The following is a 24,776-nucleotide window of genomic DNA, read 5'->3' as shown; positions in this document are numbered from 1 at the left end:
TGCCGTTTCCGATTTTCGACGGCCGCGACCGGCCGCAATTCGGACGGCGGCAGTCGACGCCGTTTCCCCGGCACCCCTGCTGCCACCTGCACGGTCAGCCGGGCCGCGGGCCGGAACACATCGAATGCCGTTCCGGCCCCGGCGACAATGACCGGCGCCCGCAATGCCTACTTGTTGGCGTTCTGGTACGCCTCACGGATATCGGCCGACACACGGCCGCGCTCGTTCACCTCATAGCCGTTCTCCTTGGCCCAGGCGCGGATCTTCGCGGTCTCGCCCGAACCGGCGGACGCGGCGGCGCCCGTCTTGCGCGGGGCGGCGCCCGCCTTGATACGCCCGGTGCGGCGCCCGGCCTTCAGGAACGGACCGATGGCCTCCAGCAGCTTGTCGTAGCTGTCCGGAGTGAGGTCGACCTCGTAGGCAATACCGTCCACCGCGAGAGTGTGCGTTGCGGCCTCGGCGGATTCTTCACCGGTGAGGTCATCCGTGTAAATAGTGACGATCTTCTGTGCCATGCGGGTGATTGTACGTCTCACGGCTCGCGATTTGTCGAATCTTTGGCGAGCTTCCCGGCCCGGGGAACATCGTTTCGGAGATAGCCGGTGGATTTCTTGGTTTAGTGTCCCTTTTCGACCGATCCGGCATTGTTACGCACGACCCCGGCCGCCGCCCGATCACTCGGCCCACCGGAGCCGCCCTCCGGACCACTGATAGCCAGCACCGATCAACGAGGCTTGATCTAGCTATTTCCCTGATCAATGTTGCCTGTGGCAGTGTGGGGACCCGTCCAACCCCTCGCGTAAGCCCTGTAACGGACTTACGGCACACGAAGGAGAGCCTGTGCTCACTGTCGGTGACAAGTTCCCCGAGTTCGATCTGACCGCCTGCGTGTCGCTGGAGAGCGGCAAGGAGTTCGAGCAGATCAACCACAAGACCTACGAAGGCAAGTGGAAGATCGTCTTCGCCTGGCCCAAGGACTTCACCTTCGTCTGCCCCACGGAGATCGCCGCCTTCGGCAAGCTGAACGACGAGTTCGCCGACCGCGACGCCCAGATCCTCGGCTTCTCCGGTGACTCCGAGTTCGTGCACCACGCCTGGCGCAAGGACCACCCGGACCTGACCGACCTGCCCTTCCCGATGATGGCCGACTCCAAGCACGAGCTGATGCGCGCGCTCGGCATCGAGGGCGAGGACGGCTTCGCGCAGCGTGCCGTCTTCATCGTCGACCAGAACAACGAGATCCAGTTCACCATGGTGACCGCCGGTTCCGTCGGCCGTAACCCCAAGGAGGTCCTGCGGGTCCTCGACGCGCTGCAGACCGACGAGCTGTGCCCCTGCAACTGGAGCAAGGGCGAGGAGACCCTCGACCCGGTCGCGCTGCTCTCGGGCGAGTGAAGCGCGGCTAGCAGCGAACCGGAAGGAGATCCGTCATGGCTCTCGATGAACTGAAGTCCGCCGTTCCGGACTTCGCCAAGGACCTGAAGCTGAACCTCGGTTCGGTGATCGGCAACAGCGAGCTGCCCAAGCAGCAGCTGTGGGGCACCGTCCTGGCCTGCGCGATCGCCTCGCGCTCGCCGAAGGTGCTGCGCGAGCTGGAGCCGGAGGCCAAGGCCAACCTCTCCGACGAGGCGTACGCCGCGGCCAAGTCCGCCGCCGCCATCATGGCGATGAACAACGTGTTCTACCGGACCCGGCACCTGCTGTCGGACCCGGAGTACGGCACGATGCGCGCCGGCCTGCGGATGAACGTCATCGGCAACCCGGGCGTGGAGAAGGTCGACTTCGAGCTGTGGTCGCTGGCCGTCTCGGCCATCAACGGCTGCGGCATGTGCCTGGACTCGCACGAGCAGGTGCTGCGCAAGGCGGGCGTGGACCGCGAGACGATCCTTGAGGCCATCAAGATCGCTTCCGTGCTCCAGGCCGTCGGCGCCACCCTCGACGCCGAGGCCGTCCTCGCCGAATAGGTGAACCGGAGGCGCCCGGCGGGCGCCCGGCCGGAACGACAGAGCCCCGCGGACCACGAGTCCGCGGGGCTTTGCGCATAATGGGGCAAATGTCCGCGCTGCACCTTCTCGTCCGGTGGCTCAAGCACCCGTACCGGGACGCCCCCGACCCCTCCTGGCTCGTCCGGCGCTGGCCCGACCTCACCGCGAGCTGCGTCGCGGCGCTCTTCTTCTGGCTCTCCCTCACCCCGTCGCTGCTCCCCCGCCCCTGGTACCTCCAAGGCCTGGTCGGCGGCATCACCGCCGCCATCGGCTACGCCGCCGGAGCCGCGGCGAGCAGCCTCTTCCGCGCGCTGTGCCGGCGCCGCCCCACCGAACGCACCCGCGCCCGCTGCTGGCTGGCCTTCCACGTCCTCGGCATCGCGCTGTCCACGGCGGCCGTCTCCTGGAGCGCCCACGCGCAGCGCCGCCTGCGCCGCCTCCAGGAGGTCGAGCCCTCCCTGGTCTGGCACACGCCGGTGATCATCCTGCTCGCGGTGGCGGTCTGCGCGCTGTTCGTGCTCCTCGCCCGCTGCGTACGCCTGCTGGCCCGCCGGCTCGCCCGGTTCTTCGGCCGCTGGGTGCCGCGCCCGGCCGCGTACGCGATCGGCGTGACGCTGACCGCCCTCCTGGTCGCCGTCGGTTCCAAGGACGTCCTGTACGAACGCGGCTTCATCGACATCGTCGACCGGATCTCCAAGGCCGCCAACCTGAGCACCGCCGACGGCATCACCCGGCCGCCCTCCGCGTACGTCTCCGGCGGCCCCACCTCCGTCGTCGACTGGGAAGAACTGGGCGCCGAGGGCCGCAACTTCGTCGGCTCGGTGCCCCGCAAACAGGACATCGCCGCCTTCACCGGCCGCCCCGCCAAGGACCCGGTGCGCGTGTACGTCGGCGAACAGGAGGACGGCGGCGCACATTTCCGGCGCACCGCCGACCTCGCCGTACAGGAACTGGAGCGCACCGGCGGCTTTGACCGCAAGGTGCTGGCGCTGATCGGCACGACGGGCAGCGGCTGGGTGGACCCGCGGATGCCGGAGCCGCTGGAGTACATGTACGGCGGCGACTCCGCGATCGTCGCCACCCAGTACTCGTACCTGCCGTCCTGGATCTCCTTCCTCGTCGACAAGGAGAAGGCGGCGCGGGACGCCCGCGCGGTGTTCGACGCGGTGTACGCCAAGTGGTCGACGCTGCCCGCCGGCGACCGGCCCAAGCTGGTGGTCGGCGGCGAGAGCCTCGGCACGTACGCGACCGAGGCGGGCTTCGACGGGCTGGACGACATGCTCGGCAAGGTGGACGGCGCGCTGCTGGCCGGGCCGCCCAACGTCAGCCCCGTCTGGAACCAGGTGACCGCCGGGCGCGATCCCGGCAGCCCGGTGTGGCGGCCGGTGTACGACCACGGGCGGCACGTCCGCTTCGCGCAGTACCCGCACCGCGACCTCAAGCGCCCGGACGGCCCGTGGGAGCACCCCCGGGTGGTCTACCTCCAGAACGCCTCGGACCCCGTGGTCTGGTGGTCCCCCGACCTGCTCTTCCACCGGCCCGCCTGGCTGGACCGGCCGCTCGGCCCGGACGTCACCGACGAGATGCACTTCTTGCCGGTCATCACCTTCTGGCAGACCACCGTCGATCTGGCGGTCTCCTTCGGCGCGCCGCCGCCGCACGGGCACCGGTACGGAACCGGCGCGGTGGACGGCTGGGCGGCGGTCGTCCCGCCGCCGGGCTGGACCGGCCGGGACACCGCCCGGCTGCGGGCGTACGAGGCCGGGAAGGACGCGCCGTACTGAAGCGCCGCGCGCCTTCCCGGCGTGCCGGACCGTTACTCCGGCGGACCGTTACTTCAGCGGTTCGGTGCCCGGCGGCTGGGTCGGCGCGACGTCGAGGGCCGTGGCGCCGTGCGGGGGCGGCGTCATCCTGAGGGCCTGTTCCCTGGAGTACGAGCGCAGATAGCCGACGACGGTGTTGGTGACCGCCACCAGCGGCACCGCGACCACCGCGCCGCCGATGCCGGCGATCAGCCCGCCCGCGGCCACCGACAGGATGACGGCGAGCGGGTGGACCCGTACCGCGCGGCCCAGGATGAAGGGCTGGAGGATGTGGCCCTCGATCTGCTGCACCGCCAGCACCACCGCGAGCACCATCAGCGACGCGAAGACGCCCTGCGTCACCAGCGCGACCACGCACGCCAGCGCGCCCGAGACCACCGCGCCCACCAGCGGGATGAAGGCGAACAGGAAGATGAAGACGGCGAGCGGCACGGCAAGCGGCACGTCGAGGAAGTAGATGCCGATGCCGATGAAGATGGCGTCGATCAGTGCCACTATCACCGTCCCGCGCACGTAGGCGGTCAGCGTACGCCAGGCGCGTGGCCCGGCGCCCGCCACGCCCTCGCGCGCCGCGCTCGGCACGAGCCGGAGCACCCAGTTCCAGATGCGCCGGCCGTCGTACAGCAGGAAGAGCGTGGTGAACATCGCCAGCAGGATGCCGGTGAGCACCTCCAGGACGACCGTGACGCCCTCCAGGCCGGCCGAGGTGATCGCCTCCGTGTTGGCGCCGACGGCCTCCTGGAGGTTCTTGGCGATGTTGTTGATCTGGTCCTCGGTCACATGGAACGGGCTCTTCAGGAGCCAGCCCTTGAGCTCGGTGATGCCTTCCTGGATACGGCTGGACACCGAGTCGATGTTGTCCTGGACCTGCCATACGACGAACCAGCCCACCAGGCCCATGACGACGAACCCGGCGATGAACGTCAGGGCCGTCGCCAGCCCGCGCGGCAGGCCGCGGCGCTTGAGCCAGGCGACGGTGGGCTGGAGCAGCGCGGTGATCAGCAGCGCCGCGACGAACGCCAGCACCACCAGCTGGATGGAGGTGATGGCCTTGGCCAGCACCCAGATCGTCCCGGCCAGCACGAGCAGCCGCCAGCTCGCTTCGGCGGCGACCCGCACGCCCCACGGCACGGCGGCCACCGGGTCGGGCCGTGGCGCGACGGCGGGCGCGTACGTCGGCGGGGCCGGGACCGAGTCCGGCTGCCGCTGCTGCGCTTCCTGCGCGGTACCCGGACCGGCGGCCCCCGCGCCGCCGGCCGGCCCGTACACGTCCTTGGGCGGCGTCCGCTCCCCGGCCGCGTGCCCGGCGGGCCTCAGCTCTTCCGGGTGGCCCTCCGCTTCCCCCAAGGAGTCCGACGGGCCCCCTCCAGGGGGGACCTCCATGGCCTCCGCGCGCCGGCGCTGGTCCTCCAGCCGCTGCGCGAGGCGCGTCAGACCGGCGCCGAGGCCACCGACCCACTGAGGCAATCTGGACATGTCGCTTCCTCTTCCCCTCCCGCCCCCGGTGCTGTCAGGACGACGTTACCGGTGCGGGACGCACAAAACCCCCGACGCCGTCGCGGCCGGGGGTTTCGCGTACGAAGCGGAGAGGCGGACCACCTTACGCGGTGTTCCGCCCACGCGTTCTAGTACCAGTGGTTGTTCTGCCAGAAGGACCAGGCGCCGCAGGGGCTGTTGTAGCGGCTGTTCATGTAGTTCAGCCCCCATTTGATCTGGGTGGCCGGGTTGGTCCGCCAGTCGGAGCCCGCGGAGGCCATCTTGGTGCCGGGCAGCGCCTGGACGAGGCCGTAGGCGCCGGAGGAGGCGTTGGTGGCGCGGTAGTTCCAGCCGGACTCGTGGTCCACGATGTTGCTGAAGCACTGGAACTGGTCGGCCGGCAGCATCTGCCGGGCGATCGCCTGCGTCTCGGCTATCGAGTACGACGCCTTGGCGGTGAAGCTGCTCGCGTCACGCGCGGCGGAGCGGGAGGCTTCCTTCTCCTTCTCGCGCTCCTTGGCGTCCTGCTCGGCCTTGGCCTTCTTGTCGGCCGCGTCCTTCTTGTCCTGCGCGTCCTGGGCGGCGGCCTTGCGGGCCGACTCCTGCGCGGACTTCAGCGCGGCGGCGTCCGCCTGGGTGGATGCCTCGTCCGCCTGTCGCGTCAGGGAGGCCGTCTGCACCTGGGCCTGCTGGCCCGCAGGTATGTCGGCGATCGTCGCGTCGGCCGCGGCGGCCTCGGTGTGGGCGACCGAGCCCTGCTCCTGACCTGACGCGACACCGACAACGGCGCCGACGGTGGTGACCGCGGTGGCGGAGGCCACGGCGAATCCCCGGACCGAAATCCGGCTCACACGCATTCCTTCCAGCATCGTCCGCATAGGTGACCTCGCGGACGCAATCGTGCCCCTGGCGCTGGTCTCCCCTTGTTCCGGCCCCGATTGAGCGGTGGGGACGGCTGGTCACGGGAGGCACTGGCCCGGTACGTCCCCCTCGGGGTCCGCGTGGTGCTCGGGCGGCATACGGCGACGCTATGCAGTTCTCGGGGTTCCGCACCGCTGGGGGTGCTGGTGTGCCGTATGCGGGGCCTGACAGGACCCAGACTCTGCCCGAACCGGACGCGCGGAATCAATTCATCGTTGCGTGTGAAAGCTCACACCCCGTTTGCAGCAGGGGATTTGCGGAAATGCCCGCGCAACGCGGCGCCGCCCGGCTAAGCTCCTGCGCCCCTGCCGGACGGCGCCGCATTCCACATGGGGTCAGATCCGGCCGTCCTCCAGCATTTCGGTCACCAGCGCCGCGATCGGCGACCGCTCCGAACGGGTGAGGGTGACGTGCGCGAACAGCGGGTGGCCCTTGAGCTTCTCGACGACCGCGACCACGCCGTCGTACCGGCCGACCCGCAGATTGTCGCGCTGTGCGACGTCGTGGGTCAGCACGACACGCGAGTTCGCGCCGATCCTGGACAGCACCGTCAGCAGTACGTTGCGCTCCAGCGATTGGGCCTCGTCGACGATGACGAACGCGTCGTGCAGCGACCGGCCGCGGATGTGGGTCAGCGGCATCACCTCCAGCATGCCGCGGCCCACCACCTCTTCGATGACCTCCGAGGTGGTCACCGCCGACAGCGTGTCGAAGACGGCCTGGGCCCACGGGCTCATCTTCTCGGCCTCGGTGCCCGGCAGATAGCCCAGCTCCTGACCGCCGACCGCGTACAGCGGCCGGAAGACCATCACCTTGCGGTGCTGGCGCCGCTCCAGCACCGCTTCCAGGCCCGCGCAGAGCGCCAGCGCCGACTTGCCCGTACCGGCCCGCCCGCCCATCGAGACGATGCCGACCTCCGGGTCGAGCAGCAGGTCGAGCGCGATGCGCTGCTCGGCGCTGCGCCCGTGGATGCCGAAGACCTCCCGGTCGCCGCGCACCAGCCGTACGCTGCCGTCGGCCGTGACCCGCCCGAGTGCCTTGCCCCGCTCGGACTGGAGCACCAGCCCGGTGTGCACGGGCAGTCCGGCGGCCTCCGGGAGGAAGACGCTCTCCTCGGCGAAGAGGCCGTCGATCTGCTCGGCGGTGGCGCCCAGCTCCGCCATGCCCGTCCAGCCGGAGTCGGTGATGGCCAGTTCGGCGCGGTACTCCTCCGCCAGCAGGCCCACCGCCGACGCCTTGATGCGCAGCGGCAGGTCCTTGGAGACGACCGTGACGTCGTAGCCCTCCGCCTGGAGGTTGCGGGCCACCGCGAGGATCCGCGAGTCGTTGTCGCCCAGGCGGAAGCCGGCCGGCAGCACGCCGGGGTCGGCGTGGTTCAGCTCGACCCTGAGGGTTCCGCCCAGCTCCCCGATGGGGATCGGGGCGTCCAGCCGCCCGTACCGCACCCTGTACTCGTCGAGCAGGCGCAGCGCCTGCCGGGCGAAGTAGCCGAGTTCCGGATGATGCCTCTTGGCCTCCAGTTCGGTGACCACGACGACCGGCAGCACGACCTCGTGCTCGTCGAAGCGGGACATGGAGCCTGGGTCCGCCAGCAGCACGCTGGTGTCGAGGACATAGGTGCGCCGGCCGTTCTCACGGCGCTGCTTGCTGTTCACCACGGGTGGACGTACCCCCTCGGATGAGGTCGGGGTGCGACGGCGTCGCGGAAGTGGAGCCGCCGCGCCGTCAGGCGGCGGGCGACGGGGCCGGGCTCGGGCCACGATGCACGGGCCGAGCGCCGGCCCTCCGCGTCGTCCGTGCTGTCCGCACGGTCGTCCGTGATGCGCAAAGGGCCTCCCGGGCGGACGGCCCCGTGCCGTCCGCTGAGATACGGCATCCGATGACTGGTCCTGCCGGATACCGACCTGGAAGGGATATTCCCGCGAACGAGCACACCCATGCAATGGCATATGACGCACGGTCGGTGAACGCTTGGTTACGGATTTGGCGCGAGTGTGATCCCGTGCCGGGAGGGGCCGGCCGGGTGGCCTAAAAGCCGTAACGCCGGTGGCGGGCAGCGTAGTCGCGCAGGGCGCGCAGGAAGTCGACCTTGCGGAAGGCGGGCCAGAAGACCTCGCAGAAGTAGTACTCCGAGTGGGCGCTCTGCCAGAGCATGAAGCCCGACAGCCGCTGCTCGCCGCTGGTGCGGATCACCAGGTCCGGGTCCGGCTGGCCGCGGGTGTAGAGGTGCTCGGAGATGAGGTCGATGTCGACGACGTCGGCGAGTTCCTCGAAGGAGGTGCCGCGCTCGGCGTGCTCCAGCAGCAGCGAGCGCACCGCGTCCGCGATCTCCTGCCGGCCGCCGTAGCCGACGGCGACGTTCACCAGTACACCGGTGTGGTCGGTGGTGGCCTCCTCGGCCTCCTTCAGCACCCGCTGGGTGCCGGCGGGCAGCAGGTCGCGGTTGCCGACGTGGTGCACCCGCCAGCGGCCGTCGGCGGCCAGGCCGCGCACGGTGTTCTCGATGATCCCCAGCAGCGGGGTCAGTTCCTTCTCGGGCCGGTCGAGGTTGTCGGTCGACAGCAGCCACAGCGTGACGACCTCGACGTCGGTCTCCTCGCACCAGCCCAGCAGCTCGGTGATCTTGTCGGCGCCGGCCTGGTGGCCCTGCACCGTGGTGCGGCCGTCGGCCCGCGCCCAGCGGCGGTTGCCGTCGAGGATGACGCCGATGTGCTTGGGGACCTGGGCATGGTCGAGGCGGCCTTCGACCCGGCGGGCGTAGAGCCGGTAGACGAGGTTGCGCAACGCAGGCGGGTACGGGATACGCACCCCGGAAGATCGCAGCATGTGTGGTCCAGCCCCTCCGTGCAAATGGCGGTCGCCCCCGTCGCCTCAAGTCGGCAACTTTACGTCGCGGATGTCCCGGCGACCCAATCAGGTGTGTCACAACTCCGTGATAGGGAGATGACCATGACCGGCGCCTCTCCCCGCAATGCGGCGGAAACGCGCTACGACTCGGTGGAGTACCGCCGCACCGGCCCCAGCGGACCCGGACTTCCCGCCGCCGCACGGGGACTGTGGCACAACTCCGGCGACAACCGCACCTCGGAGTCCCGGTGGGCGATCCTGCGCCGCGCCTTCGACCTGGGCGTCACCGTCTCCCGAGGACTTCGGTGAACTCCGTCCGGGGGTCCCGCCGACCTGGCGAGCAACTACGGGGGCCGCCGCCCGGTTCGGCCGAACCGGACTACGGAAAGATCTTCTTTCGGGACTTCCGGCCCTACCGCGACGAGATCATCCTCTCCGCGAAGGCCGGATATCTCATGCGCCCCCGGCCGTACGGGAATGGGGTTAACGGAAATACCTGATCTCGTCACCGGATGCGCCCCTGAAGCGGATGGGCGTCGATTACGTCGACATCTGCTATTCGCACCGATTCGATCCCGGCACCCCGCCGGAAGAGTCGATGGGCGCGCCGCGGGCACCCCCGGCCCGGCCGGCACCGTTGTGGGCCCTGCGGGACGAGCGGATGGCATCGGCGCCGATCGGGGCGCGAGCGGCATGGCGCAACTGGAGGCGGACATCGCGGCGATGGGCGCTCCGCAGATCACGGATGAGGAATCGTCCGAGATCGAGGAATTCGCGAAGACGACCGATGGTGTCAACATCCGGGCCCAAGCGCGGCTGATTCTGTTCGGTCCGCGGCGCCTCCAGGGAACGGCCCGCACGTTCCGTAGAGATGTTCGTACGTTCTGTGTGCGCAACCCCGCCTGAAGTGATCATGGCGAGATCCGGACGCGGGCACAAAAAAGCGGGCCGGTCCGTGGGGGGGATACGGACCGGCCCGAGGGGGGGTTTCCACCATAACCCCATCGAGGGGGTGCTCAGTGCATCTTCGCCCGGAACGGCGCCGGCAGTTTTTTGATCAAGGCGCCGCCGCGGCTCCCAGGAGCACCCCGAGAAACACTCCGATGATCATGAATGGCCCGTACGGCATGGCCTGTTTGAGCCCATCATCGCGGCCCTCGGCGCGTACGGAGCGGCGCAGCAGCAGGGCGCATCCGTAGAGCGAGCCGAGCAGCAACCCCGCGAACGCGCCAGTGATCAGAATGGCCCAGCCGTACCACCCGAGAGGAACGCCGAGACCGATCGCCAGCTTGACGTCACCGAGCCCCATTCCTGCCGGATTGATCAGATAGAGGACGTAATAGAAACCGCCGAGCGCCAACCCCCCGAGCAGTGCACCACCCCACGAACCCGCCGCCCGCGCGGACGGCGCGGCGAGTCCCAGCAGAAGCACGGCACCGGCCGCCAGCGGCAGGGTCAGGACATCGGGCAGGCGCCGCACCCGCCAGTCGACGACGGCGAGCAGGACCGCCACGGGAACCGCCGCCAGCCAGACGGCCAACTCGGGGCGCGCCCCGGTCGCGGCGGCGAGCACGGCGCAGGCCAGCGCGCTGACCAGGGCGGTCACCACCGGCCTCGGCCCGTACGGGCCACAGGTACGGCAGCGCCCCGGCCCCAGCCAGCCCCGCGCGGGCCCGGTGACCGGATGCCCGCCAGGACAGTCGGCGCGCCACGCCTCCCCCGGCTCCACGGCCAGCCGGTGGGCGGGGCGCGGCACGAGCAGCCCCGCCGCGCCGCCGTACGCCGCGGCGAGAATCATCAGCATCACAGGCACACGGCCGACCCTAGGCTGATAAAACGCTCCCCATGGCCTGCTGGCAGAACGGATCAGGAACGCTCCGCTTCGTGCAGTTTGACGCCGGAGAAACGACCACCTCGGAAGACGCCGCCGACGGGACGGCGGCGATGGCGTCGGTCCCCGTGGAGATCGCCGCGTCCTACCGGGCGCGCTCCCGCGGCCTCCTGGGGCGTGCGGGCATCGACGGCGCGCTGCTGCTCAGCCCGGCGAGCGGGGTGCACACCTTCGGCATGCGGTTCGCGCTCGACGTCGCCTATCTCGGCCGGGACCTCACCGTACTGGCCGTACGCACCATGCGGCCGGGGCGGCTCGGACTCCCGCGCCCGCGCTCCCGGCACGTGCTGGAGGCGGAGGCCGGCGCCATGGCCCGCTGGGGGCTGCGCGCCGGCGTCCGCGTCACGATCGACACCCGCTGACCGCCCGTCCGCTCGCCCTCCCGGTCCACAGCTCGGCACCGCCGGGCACGCCGCATCAGCTGGTGGCTCGTCTCCCTGCCGCGGGCCGGCCTCTCCCAGGGCAGGAGCAGGCAGGCAGGCCCACGCGATGCGCTTCCAGCTGATCGCGGGTGAGCGGTGCGAAAACGACCATAGGGCACATACCCCCATATGTACTATCTTCCGGCGCCAACGTGCTCACCTGTGGCGCGCAATTACCCCTTCCAGTCGGCACGCCCGGCCGCCGGCCCCGGAATCACCGCCCCGACCCGTCAACACGCGCATGACCGCGCCACTCCACCCCCCTACGGCGATGTGCGGAAGTTCCGCCGGCTCAGCGATGCGGCTGGGCTGCCCTCGCGCGTCGGCGGCCCCGCTTGTTCGCGCGGCTTCCGCAACTCGGCGCCCGTTCACTGCTGTCGGCCGCCGTCAGAGCGTCCGGCGTTCGGGCCGTCGCCGCGCCGGGCTTCGTACGGGACTTCGTACGGCGCTCGGCCAGGGCCGCCCACAGCGTCGCGCCCAGTGCGGCCACGCCGACCGCGGCGCCCACCCAGGCCACCGACGTGTAGCCGAAGCCCGCGTCGATGGTCAGGCCGCCCAGCATCGGCGTGAGGGTGATGCCGACGTTGAAGGCGGAGGTGTTGACCGCGGGGGCCAGGGTGGGTGCGCCCGGGGCGAGCGTGAACACCCGGGACTGGACGACCGGGTTGGTGACGTAGCCGGTCAGTCCGAGGGCGAAGACGAGTGCGGTGGTCGCGGCCAGGTTCCCGGCCGTGAGGGCGAGCAGGGCGGAGGCGGCGGCCAGGCCGCCGATGCCGAGGAAGAGGGTGCGGAGCGGGTGGCGGTCGGCGGTGCGTCCGCCGAGGGTCATGCCGAGCAGCCCGCCGACGCCGTACAGCGCGAGTACGGCCGGTACCAGCCCGGACGGCAGACCGCTCACTTCGGTCAGCAGCGGTGCGAGGTAGCTGAACGTGACGATGGCGGCGCCGAAGCTCAGCGTGGTGAGGAGGTAGGAGACCCATAGGGCGGGCCGGGCCATGGCCCGGAGCTCGCCGCGTACGGAGGGGAGTTCGCCGTGGTCGGGGCGTCCGGCGGGCAGGGCGGCCAGGAGGGCCACGAGGCTGGCGGCGGTCAGGGCGACCACGCCCCAGAAGGCCGCGCGCCACCCCGCGTGCTGGCTCAGTACCGTGCCGGCCGGTACGCCCACGATCGTCGCGAGCGTGAGGCCGGTGCCGACAACGGACAGCGCCTTGCCCTTGGCGTCGGGGGACACCAGGCTCACCGCCGTCGCGGCGGCCACCGCCCAGAAGCCCGCGTACGCGAAGGCGCTGACGACCCGCGTCGCGAACAGCACCCCGTACCCCGGGGCGAGCGCGCCGACCACGTGTCCCGCCACGAAGACGAGCTGGAAGGCGACCAGTGAGGTCCGGCGCGGCAGGCGCAGGGTGCCGATGGCGAGGACGGGCGCGCCGACCACCATGCCGATGGCGAAGGCGGACACCAGCAGTCCGGCGTCGGGGATGGAGACGCCGAGGTCGGCGGCCACGTTGGGCAGCAGTCCCGCGAGCATGAACTCGGAGGTTCCCTGGGCGAAGATCCCCAGTCCGAGGAGGTAGACGGCTATGGGCATGGCTTGCGTACTCCTGGGGATGGGTCGGCCGGGTTATGTATTGGTCAGTCCAAAACAAAGGCAAAAAGAAGGCAGGGGGTCAGCCCCTGCGTTGCAAGTGGAATTGCGACGTCAGAGCGCCGCCATGAAGCCCTCCAAGACCCCTTCGAGCGCCTTGCGATCGGCCCCGCAGCGCGCCGAGACGCGCAGGCCGCCGACGGCGGCGATGACCAGGTGGGCGAGAGCGCGCGCGTCCTTGTCCGCGTCGATGTCACCGTCCCGCTGCCCGGAAGCGATCGCGGCGCGGATCGCCTCCAGCCGCAGCCGGTAGTCCCGCGCCAGCTCGCCCGCGACCTCTTCGTCGCGGGCCGCCACCTCTACGGCGGTGTTCACGACCAGGCAGCCACGCCGGCCGCTGTCGTCGCCGCACTCCTCGTCGACGACCCGCCGGAGGTGCGTACGGATCTTCTCCCGCACCGGCAGGTCGCTCTCCAGCAGCGCGAACAGCTCACCGTTCCGTTCCGTCATGTAGCGGTCCAGCGCCCGCTCGAAGAGGTCGTGCTTGCTCTTGAACGTGTTGTAGATACTGCTGCGGCCGAGACCGGTCGCCTCGCACAGGTCCTGCGTGGACGTGGCTTCGTAGCCGGCGGCCCGGAACGCGTTCATCGCGGCGTCGACCGCCCGCTCCTCGTCGAACTTCCTGGGTCGGGCCATGGGGATGACACTAGCGGTATTGGATCGAACGGTCCAATACGGGGTTCGCCGGATCGTCGGGCGCCTACGTTCCCGTGCGCGGGAAGCTCACCTCGACGCGCCGGTTCTTCTTGCGGCCGTCCTCGGTGGCGTTGTCGGCGATCGGGTACTGCTCGCCGTAGCCGCGGATCTGGAACGTGACCGTGGAGTCGAGGCCCTTGGCCAGTTCGCGCTGGACGGCGTTGGCGCGGTCCTTGGACAGCACCAGGCCGTGCGCGGCGGAGCCCAGGTCGTCGGTGAAGCCGAACACGCGCAGGCTCTTGGCCTGCTGCTTCTTGACCTCGGCGGCGATGGCCCCGATACGCGACAGCGCGTCGGGCGTCAGCTCGGCGCTGTCCTTGCCGAAGAGGACCTCGGCCTGGAGGGCGAAGGTCACGTTGGAGTTGGTGTCCTGCCGCCGCTCGGAGCCGTCGTCGGTCTCGACGATGGACTTGATGTTGAGCACCTTGGCGGGGGCGAGGGTCGCGCCCTGGACCATGCGGAGGTCGGGGTCGCGCGGGTCGATCTCGACCGGTGCGGCGGTGTCCTCGGCCACGCCGGGCGGGTCGGCGGCCCGGGCGGCGGGCGCGCCCGTGGTGAGGGCGAGGAGGAGGGTGGCGGCCGCGGCGACGGCGGCGGCCCGTGCCGTACGGGTCGTGGTCCCGGGCGTGGTGGTCATGGGGTCAGTCCGAGATCGTGACGGAGACGGGCGGCATGGTCGGCAGCTGGAAGTCGACCTCGGTCACCTTCTCCGGCGGCGCCGGGAACTGTGCGAACAGCGGCCGGCTCTCGCCCGGTTTCAGGCCGCTCAGCCCGGTCGTGCACAGGCATTCGCCCTCGGTGTCCCGCAGGACCAGGTAGCGCTTCTTGCCGGCCTTGTCGACGAGGGTGGCACCGGAGACCGAGGAACGCGAGCGCATGCCGGTCTCGTTGGAGCGCCAGTTGATCGCGTTGAAGATCTTGGTGCCCTTGTTGGTCACCGTACCGCTGAGCGTGACGAAGCCCCCGGAGTCGCGGACCGCGGAGTGCAGGGTGACGACCACCCCGTCCGGCCCCTTCATCTCGCCGATGGTGCGCGTGGCGTCGGCGGCCGGGGTGCCGTGCCCGCTGTCCTTGGGGGTGGTGGCGCGTGCCGGAGGCTTGGCGCCCCGGTCCTTGCCGCCGCCGTCGTCACCGCCGCAGCCGCTCACGACGAGAGCCAGGCCGGCGGCGATCACCGCGGCGGCCACTCTCCTGGTGGCCTTCGAAGGGCGCCCAGTACTCATGGATGCGATTCCCTCTGCTCGTCGTCGGCTGGTCATTCGGCAAGGCGTACGGAGAACAGGTCGGCGGCTTCGGGCAGTCCGCGCGGGTCGGCGGGGTCGATCGTCCAGTCCACGCCGTCCTCGCAGTCGAGGTCGACGGGCGGGTCCCCGGCAGGCGGGTCCCCGGCGGGCGGCCCGTCGCCGTCGCCCTGGCCGGGGGCGGAGTCGTCCCCGGGCTCCGGCGGCCGTGCGGGCCCGGCGGTGCAGCGCGGCGCGACCACCGCCCTGGCCTCGGCGGACGCGTGGGTGTTCTCGGTGCCCGGGATGACCGAACGGCCCACCGTCTTACGGGTGTCGGCCCGCACGGCGAAGGACGTCGGGTATGAGCCGGGGGTGCACCGCACGTCGGCGTCGTTGCGGCCCGCGAACCACTGCGCGTTCTGGCACGCCTCGTCACCGGGCACTCCGCGGGCGCCGAGGAAGTCCTCCCAGGGCGCGCCCGTACGGATCGCGCCGAGGAGCTTCTCGGTCAGCTGGTCGCGGTACTTCTGGCCGGCGGCGAGGGCGGCGGCGTCCGCCGCGGTCTGCGCGGAGTTGCGCGTCGCCGCCGCCTGCCCGACCGCGAAGAACGCGAAAGCGAGGAAGAGCAGCGCCGCCACGGCCACGATGTAGAAGGGGAACGCCTGCCCGGCGTCCCGCGCCCGCGGGGGAGGCACCGGGGCTAGATGTTCACGACATCGGAGATCTTGTTGGAAATGGCCGTCGCGATCTGGCTGCCGAAGTCCGTGGTCGACAGAACCAGGACGATCGCCACGACCACGGCGATGATGCCCAGGTACTCGATCGAGGTCTGGCCCCGGTCGTCTCCCGTAAACCGCTTCGCCATCGTGTTCCCCTCCATGGGCGGCCGGGCCGCTCCGGTCCGGATGGTCTCCCCCCGTGCCGTCGCCCCGCATGCGCACGCTCGCGACACGAGAAAAGTACGCCGGAACACCCGTCCCGGAACAGGGCAACCGCCCCCATTCCTTTCCCGTGCGGGCGGGTTGAAGCCTCGGAGAGGCTTTTTTGCCACTCGGCACTAACGGCGCCTCATTCGCACCAGGTGCATCACACGACTCGCCCCGCACATCCGGCTCACCCGGAACGCCTGATCCGACCGACGGCATCCGTCCCACCCCCGCCCCGTCCTCGTCGGCAGCGCTGTCGTCCACCCGTCCCGGTGTGCCCGGCGGAGCGGCCGGGGCCGGGGACTGCACGGATGCCGACTGTGCCACATCCCGTTGCGTACGCGAAGGGTGTTGGGCCAACAGGGGCCGATTCCGGGTGCGCAAGGGGCGCACGGAGGCGGGGAGCCGCCGGGCGGCGGACGGGGCGCACGTCAGTCGCCCATCAGCGAGCCGAAGTTGGTGCCCGACCCGAGGAAGAAGCCCGCGACCAGGAGGATCATCGTGGCGGGGACCATGAACGTGGTGACGACCACGGTCGCCTTCGGCACGGCGCGGGCGGCCCGGCGGCGGGCGTTCTGGGCGTCGGTGCGGCGCATGTCGTCGGCGATCTGGATGAGCGTGTCGACGATCGGGGAGCCGAGCTCCTCGCCCTGCTGGAGCGCGGTGACGAACTGGGCCACCTGGTCGGAGTCGTTGCGCCTGCGCAGCTCCTCGAAGGCCTGGCGGCGGCTGACGCCCATGTCCATCTGGCGCAGGGTGATCCGCAGCTCGTCCGCCCAGGGCCCTTCGTACTTGTCGGCCACCCGGTCCAGTGCCTGCCGGAAGCCCAGCCCGGCGCTGACCACGACGGCCAGCACGTCGAGGAAATCGGGCAGTGTGCGTTCGATCGTGTCCTTGCGTTGGCGAATGGCGGCCCAGATGCCGACCTCGTTCCAGAAGAGCCCGAAGGCGACCAGGAGGAGGGCGAGCAGGAGTTGGGAGCGCAGCAGCATGACGAAAGCGCCACCGAAACCGAGGAAGCCGTAGACCGCGCGGCGGGCGGCGTAGCGGTCCACGGTCAGGCCGCCGGGGTTTCCGGCCAGATCGATGCGCCTGCGCACCTTGGCCACCCGCTTCTCCCCCATCAGGCGTAGGACGAGCGGTGCGTAGCGCATGCCCGCCCGGTCCACCGCCGAGCCGACGGCGGTGGTGCGGGACGAGCCGACCTCCAGGGCGACGGCGATGTCCGGCGGCAGCCTGGCCTCGCGGCGGTAGAGGGCGATGCCGTAGCAGATGCCCGTGACGGAGAGGGCGAGCGTGAGGGCGAGGAGGAGTCCGGTCGGTCCGATTCCCATGGGTGGGTGCCTTCGGGTGGGGTGGCGGGGGGCGCGGCGGGGCCGTCAGACGTCGATCTTGGAGATGCGGCGGATGACGAAGAAGCCGACGGCATACAGGGCGAACGCCGCGACCACGGCGGCCTGGCCGAGGAACGTGGCGGTCATCCGGTCGATGGCGCCGGGCGCGATGCGGTTCATCAGCAGGAGGGTGCCGAGGCCGAGGAACGGGACGACGTACGCCGTGACGACGACCTGGGAGAGCTGGGTGCGGACCTCGCGGCGGGTCTCCTTGCGCTCCTCAAGGGTCCTGGTGAGGTTGCGCAGCGAGCCGACGACGGTGCCGCCCGCGCGGTGGGACAGGACCAGGGTGGTGACGAGGACGACGAGTTCGCGCGAGGGCAGCCGGGCGGCGAGTTCGTCGAGGGCGTCGTCGAGGGAGTGGCCGACGGCCAGCTTGTCGGAGACCTTGGCGAGTTCCTCGCCGGCCGGCGCTTCCAGCTCCTCCGCCGCCATGGCCAGGGCCGTGCGCAGGGCCAGCCCCGCCTGGGTGGCGTTGGCGAGGATGCGGGAGAGTTCGGGAAGCTGGTTGATGAACCTCTCGATACGTTTCTGCCGCTGCCAGTTGAGGAAGGTGTACGCGCCCCAGACGGCGGCCACCGCGGCGATGGGCCCGAAGAACGGCGCCAGGATCGCGTGCGCGGCGGCCCAGAGCCCGGCGACCACGGCGAGCAGGCAGACGAAGAACTCGCCGGGGGTGACGTTCAGGCCGGTGGCGGCCAGCCGCAGGGCGAGGCCGCGGCCCAGGCGGGTGGCGCGCAGCCGCCGGTCGAGGGCGGGGAAGCGGCGGCCGTGGCCCGCGCGGGGCAGTCCGTGGTCGTCGGAGAGCCGGTCGGCGAGGGCCTGGTGCCGCTCGCGCCCGGTCGCGTACATCCGCAGGCCCGCGACGGCCAGCACCGCGCAGAGCAGGGCGGTGCCGAGGGTGAGGAGGGTGAGGCTGTCCAGGGGCATGGGCGGGGGTCCGTCCTCCGGTTACGAGGCTTCTCGGGTGGCGAGCCGGTCGGCGGTGGCCGCGACGCCGAAGGCGGGGGGTACGGGTTCGTCGGCCAGGTAGAGGCGTTCGGCGACCCGGCGCGGCAGCGGGAAGTAGCCGAAGCGGCCGCGTACGGTCCGGTCGGCGCCGCTCGGTTCGGCCTCGAAGCGGCAGACGGTGGCGAGGCGGTAGCCGGCGTGGCCGTGCGAGTCGAGGATGGCGATCTCGCCGATGCGGCGGGAGCCGTCGGCGTGCCGGCTGATCTGGACGATGCAGTCGACGGCGCTGTTGATCTGGTCGCGCAGCGCCTCGAAGGGGATTTTGACGTCGGACATGGAGGCGAGCGTCTGGAGGCGCATCAGGGCGTCCTCGGCGCTGTTGGCGTGCACGGTGGCCAGCGAGCCGTCGTGGCCGGTGGACATCGCCTGGAGCATGTCCAGGGTCTCGCCGCCGCGCACCTCGCCGACGATGATGCGGTCGGGGCGCATGCGCAGGGAGTTGCGTACGAGGTCGCGGATGGTGATGCGGCCGGCGCCCTCCACGTTCGGGGGCCGGGACTCCAGGCGGATCACATGGGTCTGCTGGAGCTGGAGTTCGGCGGCGTCCTCGACGGTGATGATGCGCTCGCCCTCGGGGATGAGGCCGGAGAGGGCGTTGAGGAGGGTGGTCTTGCCGGCGCCGGTGGGGCCGGAGACGACGATGTTGAACTTGGCCCGGACGAGCCCGGCCAGCAGCATCACCATCTGGTCGTCGAGCGTGCCCATGCCGATCAGTTCGGGCAGCGTGTACGCGCGCGGGAAGCGGCGGATGGTGAGGGTGGCGCCGTTCAGGGCGAGCGGCGGGATGATGACGTTGACGCGCTCCCCGGAGGGCAGCCGCGCGTCGACCATCGGATTGGACTCGTCCACGCGGCGGTTGACGGTGGAGACGATGCGTTCGATCGTCTGCATGAGCTGCTCGTGCGAGGCGAACCGGACGGGGACCAGCTCCACCCGGCCGTGGCGTTCCACGTACACCTGGTCGGGCCCGTTGACCATGATCTCGGTGACGGAGGCGTCTTCGAGGAGCGGTTCCAGGACGCCGAGGCCGAGCGCCTCGTCCACCACGCGGCGGATGAGCTGGGCGCGCTCGGCGGTGGACAGGACCGGGCCCTCGCGGCTGATGATGTGGCCGAGGACGCGTTCCAGGCGGGTGCGGCGCTCGGCGGCGGCCAGCGCGGACATCTCGGCGAGGTCGATCTCTTCGAGCAGCTTGGCGCGGTACACGGCGACGAGACGGCCGTCCCCGCGGGCCGTCGGCGGGGCCTCCGGCGCGACGATGCGGGCTTTGAGGCTCATGGGGCGGTCGTTCCTCCGGGGTCGGCGGGCAGGGCCATGGTGGCGCTGCGGGTGACGTGCAGGTCGCCGATGCCGGGCAGCAGCACGGGGATCTTGACGGTGGCGGTGGCCTGGACCTCGTCGCCGCCCTCGGTCGCCACGACCTTGGCGCCCGCGGCGGCCCAGTCGCTCATGGCCGCCTTGCCCGCCGCCACCGGGGTCGTCTTCCGGTCGGCCTCGTCCAGGGTGGCCGTACGGGCCGCCGCGCGCGCCCCCGTACCGGCCTGCTGGACGGCGTACGCGGCCAGGCCGAGCTGCACCACGGCGAGGGCGACCAGCAGCAGGATCGGCAGGAAGCCGATGAATTCGATGGACACCTGGCCGCGGTCGTCGCGCCGGGAGCGCGGCCTTCTGCCCGGCCGGGCCCGTATCGTTCCCGTCTCCTTCACGATCCCTCCTCGGCCGCGCCCGCCGTGCCCTTGACGGTCCACGGGAAGTCCCCCGCGCCAGGGAAGAGCACCGGCACCCTGAGTCCGACCCGCGCCTTCCACAGGCCGCCCTCGGCGCCGCACGAGATCTCGGCGCCGCCCTGCCACGCGCCGGGCAGGTCTTCCTTGGCTGCCGCCATGCACGCCCCCGGACCGTCCGTCTCGGCCGCGGTGCCCGCCCGCGCGCCCTTGTCCGCCGAGTGGGCGGCGAGCGTGTACGTGTAGCCGACCAGCACGAACTGCCAGACCAGAACGAGGGTGGCCAGGATCAGCGGCGCCAGGCCGAGGAGTTCGACGGAGACCTGGCCGCGGTCGTCGGCGGGCCCCGGCCGCCCGGCCCTCCCCCGCACCCCTCAGCCCTCCTCGTAGGCGCCGGGCGGCCCGAACCTGTCCTGCTCCCCTGCGGGACCGGCCGTCAGCGCCTTGCGCCGGCGCACGGACAGCGAGGTCCGCGCGCGGTGGCTGCCGCGCCCCTGCCGCCCGGCCGGCGCGTCGACCAGGCCCAGTTCGCCCGCCAGCGCCCACAGCGCCTGCCGGACCGCCGACCGGGCGTCCAGGTCCTGCATCCGGCCGGCGTCGACGTACGGCTGGAGTTCCTTGAAACCGGCGGGAACGGGCGTCCGGGCGGTCCGGGTGCCGGTGGCCTTCTCGACCAGCGGTGGCTGGATCTCGGTATGACGGGTGAGGCGGTTGACGACGGTCGTGGTGTCCTCCGCCTTGCGGATCCGGAGCCGGTCCCAGAGCCGAACGAGCCGCTTGGCGGCCCGTACGCACACCACGTCCGGCGTCGTCACCAGCAGGGCGATGTCCGAGAGTTCGACGGCGGCGGCGTTGGCCGACTGCATCTGGGCGCCGCAGTCGACCACCACCAGCTCGTAGCGGGAGCGCAGCGCGGCCAGCACCGTACGGGCGGCGCGGTCGTCGACCTCCTCGCCGCGCTCCCCCTCCTCCGGCGCCAGCAGCAGGCCGAGGCCGGTGTGGTGGGCGTGCACGGCGTCCTGGAGGACGCGTACGGAGATGTCCCGGATGCCCGCGAGGTCCACGATCGAACGGCGGAACTGCACGTCCAGGTAGGAGGCCACGTCGCCGGACTGGAGGTCCATGTCGACCAGCGCGACGCTGCGCCCGGCCGCGCGCGCGGCGAGCGCCAGCTGCACGGCGGTGACCGTGGTGCCGACGCCGCCCTTGGCTCCGGTGACGGTGACGAGCGTGCCGGCCGGCCCTGCTGCCGTCTCGTGCCCGCCACCGAGGTGCACCCGTACACCCGACGCCCACTGGGCCGCGGCCTGCACCCGGGCCGCCAGTTCGTCGTAGCCGAGCGGCAGCCCCACGATGCCGCGCGCGCCCGCGTCCATCGCCGCGGCGAACAGGGCGGGCCCCGCGTCGGTGGTGATCAGGACGACGCCGACGGCGGGGAAACGCTGCGCGATGTCGCGGATCAGCTCCAGCGCGGGCACCGGACCGATGCGCTCGTGGACGAGGACGACCTCCGGGAGTTCGTCGACGGCGGCGGACGGCGGCCCCGCCGGTTCCGCTGAACCGGCGGCGCCCCGGGCCGCGGCCTGGTCGAGGGCGTTGACCAGGGCGGTGGAGTCGGCGACCGGCGGCGCGGGCTCGGCGCCCGGCAACTGGCTGAGCAGCGAGGACACGGCGCGTGCCGCGTCGGGCTCGCCGACGGCCGCGAGGATGCGGATGGTCACCTGTGCCTCCGGGTCAGTTGTCGCCGTCGAGGGTGTAGGTGCGCTCGCCGGGCGGGATGGCGGCCTCGGTGCCGGGGGCGACGAGGGCGAGCCGTACGTGCGCGGCGAAGGACTCCGCGTAGGCGACGCGCTGGGCGTCCTGGGTGCTGAGCGCGAAGGTGATCGGCACGGCTTCGGCGCCGCGGCGGGCACTGGGGGAACGGGTGTCGCCGGGGTCCTTGTTCTCCAGCGGCGTCAGCTTGCCCCGGTCGATGACCTGGGCGTTGGCCACGATGACCTTGGAGACGGGCTTGTCCTGGGGCCGCTTGCCCTCGAAGGTGGCGTAGATGTTCACCCGCGCCCCGGGGTTGATCTTCCCGGCCACGCCGGTGGCCGCGTCGATCATGATGGCGATCTCCTGCTGCCCCGGCTTGAGCGCCGGGCGGTCGACGACCATGTCGTCCTGGAGGAGCGAGCCCTTGTGCAGCGGCGTCACGGCGATCTTCCCGCGGACCGCGGCCAGGTCGGTGACGGCGGTGGGCGGCAGCCACCGCTCGGGCATCGCCACCTTCTCGAACTGCCCCGGATCGAGCGCCTGGTAGGCCGCCACGTCCGCCTTCAGCCGGTACGCGGTGCGCTCGGGGCCGACCTTGGACTCCACGTTGCGGATCACGGACAGCACGCCGACGAACGCGCCGAGCGCACAGAGGACCGACAGGAGCAGCAGTATCACTCCGCGGCGCTGGCGAGAGTTCATGGGTGCGGGACCTCGATGGGGACGGGGCGGGCGGGGGCCGGGCGGTACGGTCGCGGGCGGGCGCGTGCTCCCGGAGGGGCCGGTGCGTGCGGTCTCAGCGCACCCGTACCGCGGGGCGCGGCCCCGGTTCCGGCCCTGGTACACCACCCGGTGACACCGGCGCCAGGCCGCGGCGCCGCAGCAGGGAGGAGGCCGGCGAGGCGTCGGCCGCGGCCGGTGCCGCCGCGGTGCGGGACCGCGCGGCCCCGTTCGGCCGGCGTCCGCCGCCCGTGCCGTCCGCGGCGCCCGGCGCCGCGGCGGCCGACGGGGCGGCGCAGAACGCGCACCGGTCGCCGATGAGTTCGAGACCGCACCAGCGGCACTCCTCTCTCCGTACGGACGCCACGAGCTGGTAGAGCACCGAGAGGTCCGGGATGGCCGCCGCGAACTCGACGAGTTTGTGCGTGCCCCACCACGCCGCCGACTCGGCGGGCAGCGGTACCTCGTACGCCCCCTGCACCTGCCAGGACGGCGCGAGGACGCTCTCGACCCACTCGCCGGGCAGCCGGCCGCCGGCCCGCGCGAGGCGGGTGGCGAAGCCGGGCGCCCGCAGACCGCAGCGGGCGGCCCGCTCGGCGTGCCGGTCGAGGCGGACGAGCTGTGGCTCCGGGTTGGCGAGCACCGCGAAGTGCGTGCCGGGCATCCACGAACGCAGGTGGTTGCGCAGGTCCGTATCGACCCGGTCCAACCGCGCCACGCTGCCCAGCAGGGCGCCCGCGTGCACGTAGTGGGAGAGCAGTCGGGCGGCGCAGGCCAGCAGCCCCGGGCTGAAGTCGCACAGGGACAACTGCCGCAGCTGGTGGGCGAGTACGGCCAGGCCCAGCGGCGGCAGGTCCATCGGCAGGATCGCGAAGCGGTCGCTCTCCAGGACCGCGCGCAGGGTGTGCAGCCGCCGGACGTGGTCGGGCGGGCACGCGGTGGAGTACAGCGCGACGAGGTGGCCGTGGTGCTCCAGTACCGCGCCCAGTTCGGTGAGCGCGTCGTCCAGCGGCTGGGCGTGCGGGGCTTGCACGACCACGGCGGCCGGGGTCTGCCGGTCGGTGGCGGGCAGCGCGAGATCGGCGCTGGTGACTGCAATCGCGGTCGGCACGTCGCGTCTCCCACTGCGCTGCTGGCGCTGTCGGCACTGTTGGCGCTGTCGGCACTGCTGTTGGCTCAGCACCATATCGGCGAGTTACGCCCCGGAGAACACGTTCTGGGGTACTGGGCGTACGCCTTGGCATCTCCTTTCCCTTCCGGACCGGCGCACGCCACCGCCGCGTCCGCGGAACGCCGGATTCCGCGCGGGCTCCGGCCCGCCGGGGGCCGCGCGCCGGCGCGCGGCCCCCTCACACCCGGCGGGTCACCGGGCCCGGCGAGGCGTCACGGCTTGGGCAGCACGCACCCGGCCCGCCCCAGGTCCAGCTTGTTGCCGGTACCGAAGCACTTGGGGATCGTGTAGATCTGCTGCGCGTAGTTGATGCCCTTGCGGACCGTGACCTTGCCGTTCTCGTCGATCTCGCACGGGTTGTTCATCGTGCAGCGTCCGCCGCTCTCGTTGCCCGTGTTGTTGATGGCGGCGACCTTGCCGGAGGCGACGTCGATCACCGGCGAGCCGGACGTACCGCCGATCGTCTTGCACGCGGCGGTGTAGCGGACCGAATCCTTCATCACGTATCCGCCCTCCTTCAACTGCGGGACGAACCCGTCGACGTTGCAGGAGTAGGTCTTCTTCCAGTACCCGGACACGACGGTGATCGCGGAGCCCTTGGCCGGGTGGGTGGTGGCGATGTCCAGCGCCTTGATGCCGTAGCGCTGCTTGATCTGGGCGTAGGTGGAGGAGAGTTCGTAGAACGACACGTCGGTGTCGGTCATGGTGGCGTACGCGACCTTGGTGGCGCGGACCGTGCCGAGGTTGCCCGCCGAGGCGCTGAGCACGGTGAAGCTGCGGCTGGAGGGCCGGTCGACGACGACCTCGCCCGGGTCGGGCATGCCGGACTCCAGGCAGTGCCCGTTGGACATGACCAGCGCCGGGTCGTTGTCGGTCGAAGTGGGCATCCGGACGATCGAGCCCGAGCAGTTGCTGAGCGCCACCGTACCGGCGAAGTTCACGGCCTTGGCCTTGGCCTTGGGCGCCTGGGAACCGGCTATGAGCGCGCCGCCGGTCACCGCCGCGGTCCGGGCCGCATCCGGGGCCGCGTCCGGCGTGGTGGCCGCGGCGGCCGTGCCGGCGGCGCCGGCCAGCGCGGTGGCGCCCAGGACGGCCGTGGCCAGGGCGCCGGCGAGAGGTCTGTTCATGTGGGGGTCCCCTCAAGGT

At 71.7% G+C, this 24,776-nt stretch carries 26 protein-coding genes and 1 pseudogene; 6 read left to right on the top strand and 21 right to left on the bottom strand.

What is annotated here, in order from left to right:
* Window positions 1-167: 167 nt before the first annotated feature.
* On the bottom strand, window positions 168-515 hold the full coding sequence (locus tag ACH4K4_RS11780) for an Lsr2 family protein (protein ID WP_398166650.1): 348 nt from the start codon (window positions 513-515) through the stop codon (window positions 168-170).
* Window positions 516-840: 325 nt separating this feature from the next.
* Here ACH4K4_RS11780 and ACH4K4_RS11775 point away from each other — a divergent pair, with 325 nt between their 5' ends.
* From ACH4K4_RS11775 to ACH4K4_RS11765, 3 genes are all read left to right on the top strand, one after another.
* A complete protein-coding gene (locus tag ACH4K4_RS11775) occupies window positions 841-1,395 on the top strand; it encodes a peroxiredoxin (protein ID WP_398166648.1) in 555 nt (184 codons plus the stop codon).
* Window positions 1,396-1,430: 35 nt separating this feature from the next.
* Window positions 1,431-1,964, top strand: coding sequence for an alkyl hydroperoxide reductase (locus ACH4K4_RS11770; RefSeq protein WP_398166647.1), 534 nt, complete (start codon window positions 1,431-1,433; stop codon window positions 1,962-1,964).
* Window positions 1,965-2,053: 89 nt separating this feature from the next.
* On the top strand, window positions 2,054-3,769 hold the full coding sequence (locus tag ACH4K4_RS11765) for an alpha/beta hydrolase (protein ID WP_398166645.1): 1,716 nt from the start codon (window positions 2,054-2,056) through the stop codon (window positions 3,767-3,769).
* A 48-nt stretch (window positions 3,770-3,817) separates the two neighbouring features.
* Here the strand turns inward: ACH4K4_RS11765 and ACH4K4_RS11760 are convergent, their stop codons facing one another.
* From ACH4K4_RS11760 to ACH4K4_RS11745, 4 genes are all read right to left on the bottom strand, one after another.
* Complete coding sequence (locus ACH4K4_RS11760; protein ID WP_398166643.1) at window positions 3,818-5,284, bottom strand: AI-2E family transporter; 1,467 nt, start codon at window positions 5,282-5,284, stop codon at window positions 3,818-3,820.
* 149 nt (window positions 5,285-5,433) lie between these two features.
* Window positions 5,434-6,135, bottom strand: a complete 702-nt coding sequence (locus ACH4K4_RS11755) for a transglycosylase SLT domain-containing protein (RefSeq protein WP_398166642.1) — start codon at window positions 6,133-6,135, stop codon at window positions 5,434-5,436.
* A 405-nt stretch (window positions 6,136-6,540) separates the two neighbouring features.
* Entirely contained in the window at window positions 6,541-7,863 is a 1,323-nt protein-coding gene (locus ACH4K4_RS11750; protein ID WP_398166641.1) for a PhoH family protein, read from the bottom strand.
* A 370-nt stretch (window positions 7,864-8,233) separates the two neighbouring features.
* On the bottom strand, window positions 8,234-9,031 hold the full coding sequence (locus ACH4K4_RS11745; protein WP_360127542.1) for an isoprenyl transferase: 798 nt from the start codon (window positions 9,029-9,031) through the stop codon (window positions 8,234-8,236).
* Window positions 9,032-9,154: 123 nt separating this feature from the next.
* Between ACH4K4_RS11745 and ACH4K4_RS11740 the strand changes: the two are divergent.
* Both ACH4K4_RS11740 and ACH4K4_RS11735 read left to right on the top strand, forming a co-directional pair.
* Window positions 9,155-9,659 (top strand): annotated as a pseudogene (locus ACH4K4_RS11740) (aldo/keto reductase); the annotation flags it as partial.
* Between the two features lie 86 nt (window positions 9,660-9,745).
* The gene (locus ACH4K4_RS11735; protein WP_398167211.1) at window positions 9,746-9,958 is read left to right on the top strand and encodes a hypothetical protein; all 213 of its coding nucleotides are present in this window, start codon (window positions 9,746-9,748) and stop codon (window positions 9,956-9,958) included.
* 151 nt (window positions 9,959-10,109) lie between these two features.
* Here ACH4K4_RS11735 and ACH4K4_RS11730 read toward each other — a convergent pair whose 3' ends face one another.
* The gene (locus ACH4K4_RS11730) at window positions 10,110-10,865 is read right to left on the bottom strand and encodes a prepilin peptidase (RefSeq protein ID WP_398166639.1); all 756 of its coding nucleotides are present in this window, start codon (window positions 10,863-10,865) and stop codon (window positions 10,110-10,112) included.
* 32 nt (window positions 10,866-10,897) lie between these two features.
* Here ACH4K4_RS11730 and ACH4K4_RS11725 point away from each other — a divergent pair, with 32 nt between their 5' ends.
* Window positions 10,898-11,305 carry a DUF192 domain-containing protein gene (locus ACH4K4_RS11725; protein WP_398166637.1) on the top strand — a complete coding sequence of 136 codons (408 nt, stop codon included), beginning with the start codon at window positions 10,898-10,900 and terminating at the stop codon, window positions 11,303-11,305.
* A 352-nt stretch (window positions 11,306-11,657) separates the two neighbouring features.
* Here the strand turns inward: ACH4K4_RS11725 and ACH4K4_RS11720 are convergent, their stop codons facing one another.
* The 15 genes from ACH4K4_RS11720 to ACH4K4_RS11650 all read right to left on the bottom strand — a co-directional run bounded on the left by ACH4K4_RS11720 (window position 11,658) and on the right by ACH4K4_RS11650 (window position 24,757).
* Window positions 11,658-12,953 (bottom strand): Cmx/CmrA family chloramphenicol efflux MFS transporter, encoded by a 1,296-nt coding sequence (locus ACH4K4_RS11720; RefSeq protein WP_398166635.1) that lies wholly within the window; start codon window positions 12,951-12,953, stop codon window positions 11,658-11,660.
* A 111-nt stretch (window positions 12,954-13,064) separates the two neighbouring features.
* Window positions 13,065-13,646 carry a TetR/AcrR family transcriptional regulator gene (locus tag ACH4K4_RS11715; protein ID WP_398166633.1) on the bottom strand — a complete coding sequence of 194 codons (582 nt, stop codon included), beginning with the start codon at window positions 13,644-13,646 and terminating at the stop codon, window positions 13,065-13,067.
* Between the two features lie 64 nt (window positions 13,647-13,710).
* Window positions 13,711-14,343 carry an OmpA family protein gene (locus ACH4K4_RS11710; protein ID WP_398166631.1) on the bottom strand — a complete coding sequence of 211 codons (633 nt, stop codon included), beginning with the start codon at window positions 14,341-14,343 and terminating at the stop codon, window positions 13,711-13,713.
* A gap of 4 nt (window positions 14,344-14,347) precedes the next feature.
* Window positions 14,348-14,929: a hypothetical protein gene (locus tag ACH4K4_RS11705; protein ID WP_398166630.1), complete on the bottom strand. Its 582-nt coding sequence runs from the start codon at window positions 14,927-14,929 to the stop codon at window positions 14,348-14,350.
* Window positions 14,930-14,961: 32 nt separating this feature from the next.
* A complete protein-coding gene (locus ACH4K4_RS11700) occupies window positions 14,962-15,624 on the bottom strand; it encodes a pilus assembly protein TadG-related protein (RefSeq protein WP_398166629.1) in 663 nt (220 codons plus the stop codon).
* Between the two features lie 5 nt (window positions 15,625-15,629).
* Entirely contained in the window at window positions 15,630-15,794 is a 165-nt protein-coding gene (locus tag ACH4K4_RS11695) for a hypothetical protein (RefSeq protein ID WP_398166627.1), read from the bottom strand.
* Between the two features lie 492 nt (window positions 15,795-16,286).
* The gene (locus ACH4K4_RS11690) at window positions 16,287-17,189 is read right to left on the bottom strand and encodes a DUF5936 domain-containing protein (RefSeq protein WP_398166625.1); all 903 of its coding nucleotides are present in this window, start codon (window positions 17,187-17,189) and stop codon (window positions 16,287-16,289) included.
* Between the two features lie 45 nt (window positions 17,190-17,234).
* Window positions 17,235-18,179, bottom strand: a complete 945-nt coding sequence (locus tag ACH4K4_RS11685; RefSeq protein ID WP_398166623.1) for a type II secretion system F family protein — start codon at window positions 18,177-18,179, stop codon at window positions 17,235-17,237.
* Between the two features lie 21 nt (window positions 18,180-18,200).
* Entirely contained in the window at window positions 18,201-19,538 is a 1,338-nt protein-coding gene (locus tag ACH4K4_RS11680) for a CpaF family protein (RefSeq protein ID WP_398166621.1), read from the bottom strand.
* Window positions 19,535-19,966, bottom strand: a complete 432-nt coding sequence (locus tag ACH4K4_RS11675; protein WP_398166620.1) for a TadE/TadG family type IV pilus assembly protein — start codon at window positions 19,964-19,966, stop codon at window positions 19,535-19,537. The genes ACH4K4_RS11680 and ACH4K4_RS11675 overlap by 4 nt, the downstream gene beginning before the upstream one ends.
* On the bottom strand, window positions 19,963-20,355 hold the full coding sequence (locus ACH4K4_RS11670) for a TadE/TadG family type IV pilus assembly protein (RefSeq protein WP_398166618.1): 393 nt from the start codon (window positions 20,353-20,355) through the stop codon (window positions 19,963-19,965). The genes ACH4K4_RS11675 and ACH4K4_RS11670 overlap by 4 nt, the downstream gene beginning before the upstream one ends.
* Before the next feature lie 3 nt (window positions 20,356-20,358).
* Window positions 20,359-21,705, bottom strand: a complete 1,347-nt coding sequence (locus ACH4K4_RS11665) for a CpaE family protein (protein ID WP_398166617.1) — start codon at window positions 21,703-21,705, stop codon at window positions 20,359-20,361.
* 13 nt (window positions 21,706-21,718) lie between these two features.
* Complete coding sequence (gene cpaB / locus ACH4K4_RS11660) at window positions 21,719-22,441, bottom strand: Flp pilus assembly protein CpaB (protein ID WP_398166616.1); 723 nt, start codon at window positions 22,439-22,441, stop codon at window positions 21,719-21,721.
* Between the two features lie 94 nt (window positions 22,442-22,535).
* Complete coding sequence (locus ACH4K4_RS11655; protein WP_398166614.1) at window positions 22,536-23,570, bottom strand: hypothetical protein; 1,035 nt, start codon at window positions 23,568-23,570, stop codon at window positions 22,536-22,538.
* A 272-nt stretch (window positions 23,571-23,842) separates the two neighbouring features.
* Window positions 23,843-24,757 (bottom strand): serine protease, encoded by a 915-nt coding sequence (locus ACH4K4_RS11650; RefSeq protein ID WP_398166613.1) that lies wholly within the window; start codon window positions 24,755-24,757, stop codon window positions 23,843-23,845.
* Between the last annotated feature and the right edge of the window lie 19 nt (window positions 24,758-24,776).

The organism is Streptomyces sp. NPDC017529 (assembly GCF_044329785.1).
Lineage (GTDB): Bacteria > Actinomycetota > Actinomycetes > Streptomycetales > Streptomycetaceae > Streptomyces.
This window is presented reverse-complemented; position numbering and strand designations above follow the sequence as displayed.